This is a genomic window from Hymenobacter coccineus (assembly GCF_001816125.1).
Classification (GTDB): Bacteria; Bacteroidota; Bacteroidia; order Cytophagales; family Hymenobacteraceae; genus Hymenobacter; species Hymenobacter coccineus.
Window position 1 is genome coordinate 1 of sequence record NZ_MDZA01000267.1, and the last position, 1,738, is coordinate 1,738.

The window sequence follows — 1,738 nt, forward strand, 5'->3', positions numbered from 1 at the left end:
GCGGCGACGGCGGCGGGCGCGGCCGGGCGGGCTGCTGTGGTTGGCGGCTGGGCGGGCCAGTGCGGCATCGAGGCGGGCCAGCGTTTCGCGGAGGCGCTGGCTGGCGGCCCCCGCAGTGGGGGCCGCTGGCTGCACGGTGCTAAGCATGGGCCCCGGCGCTGCGGTGCACGGCCAGCCACAGGCAATCGCAGCCCAAGCCGAAGGGGTCGGTCGTGCTGTCGCACGCGCAAGCCGCGCACTGACTGGGGGCCACTGCTGCCGGCGCGGACACGACGGGACCCTGGGCCCCCGCGAAAATGGTTTCGGCCTGTGCGACTACCTGGCGGCCCTGCTCGTACTCGAACATGCCCAGCGCACCGGCGCGGTAAGCGGTGAATAGTGCCTGCTCGACGGCCTGAAACGGGCAACTGACGCACGCTACGGAGTAATAGCCGCTACCCGACTGCTGCTCGGTGGCCGGCTGCCAGCCCTGGGAGAAGTAGCTGACCTGGTAAGAGAAATGGCCCGGCTGGCCGGAGGTGCCGACGTGGCAAGCTGCGAGTGGGGCACCGGCCCAGGCGGCAGCGGCCAAAGCATGAAACTGAACGGGGGTAAACATGGCCTGTATGGGTTAGGCGATGATGTGCAACTGCGGTGCTGGCCGGGCCCAGCTGGCGCCGCAAGCGCGTGGCGCGCAAGCCTCTCTTGCGCTACTATACAAATATACGTAAATAAGCTGAATATATACGCTATTATACAATATACAATACAGAAATATAGAATAAAATACAGGATTGGGTAGTATCTTTGGGTATGAGAAATATGCAAAATATGGTAGTGGCGGTGGTGGGCAGCCGGGGCGTGGTGAGCTGCCCGGCGCTGCTGACCCGGCTGGACGCCATGCTGGCCGCCGGCGAGCTGCACCGGGTGGTGAGCGGGGGGCGCGGCGGGCGTGGACGGCCTGGCGGCCCGCTGGGCGACGGCTGCGGGTGTGGAGCTGCTGGAACTGCTGCCCGACTACCGCGCCCACGGCCCCGGCCGCGCCGCTAGTGCGCAACGGGGCGATAATGGCCGCGGCTGACGTGGTGCTGGTGGTGTGGGACGGGCAGAGCCGGGGCACCCTGGACGCGGCCCGCAAAGCCGCCAAGCTGGGCAAGCGGGTGGAATGGCTGGGCCCGCACGCACCCAGCGCGGCCCCGGTGCCGGGCGGGCTGGGCTTGTGAGGCCCCGCCGGTAGCCGCGGGGGCCCACCTGCGGGCCCGGGACGTACCTATAGACTACTGAATTCCCTTGGCCGGGGGCGGGGGCCGGCCGTGAGGCCCCCGGTGCGCGCGTAGCCGCACCATGCGCCCGAAGGGCACCTTATGAGGGGGTAGCGGCCGTTTTCCGGCTGCGGAGCCCGAGGCAATGCAGCGTGAAACAGCGCATATTTCGGGGGTGCGGGGGACTCCCCGCTGGATGCCTGCCCGAAGGGCTCCTAATTCATCTAGGGGCCGCGGGGGCCGCTTTTGGAGCCTGCGCCGCACCTGGCCGCGCCCTGGCTCGGGTTCCGCGGAATCTGGCGATGCGGTGGCGGGCTTTGGGGCTGTGCTGGGAGAGGCCGGCCGAATGCAGGGACGGGCGGCCGGCCAGCGGAGGTACGGAGCGCAGTCCGGCCGCTTGGCCCGGAATGAGGTGGGCCGGCGGGTGGGGTTGCGGTAGGGGCGGCTGGCCGACCAGCGGGAGGCGGGGCGGCCCGTATGCGGTGCAGTCGGCGGCT

3 protein-coding genes are annotated in these 1,738 nt (G+C 69.8%); 2 read left to right on the forward strand and 1 reads right to left on the reverse strand.

The features are described 5' to 3' along the window. Nucleotides 1-139 precede the first annotated feature (139 nt). Complete coding sequence (locus tag BEN49_RS14905) at nt 140-598, reverse strand: hypothetical protein (RefSeq protein WP_125916902.1); 459 nt, start codon at nt 596-598, stop codon at nt 140-142. A gap of 203 nt (nt 599-801) precedes the next feature. On the opposite strand from BEN49_RS14905, the gene BEN49_RS30960 reads away from it, so the two are divergent. Continuing rightward, nucleotides 802-1,029, forward strand: coding sequence for a hypothetical protein (locus BEN49_RS30960; protein ID WP_239691951.1), 228 nt, complete (start codon nt 802-804; stop codon nt 1,027-1,029). A 17-nt stretch (nt 1,030-1,046) separates the two neighbouring features. Further along, nucleotides 1,047-1,202: a hypothetical protein gene (locus BEN49_RS29615; protein ID WP_239691952.1), complete on the forward strand. Its 156-nt coding sequence runs from the start codon at nt 1,047-1,049 to the stop codon at nt 1,200-1,202. Nucleotides 1,203-1,738 lie beyond the last annotated feature (536 nt).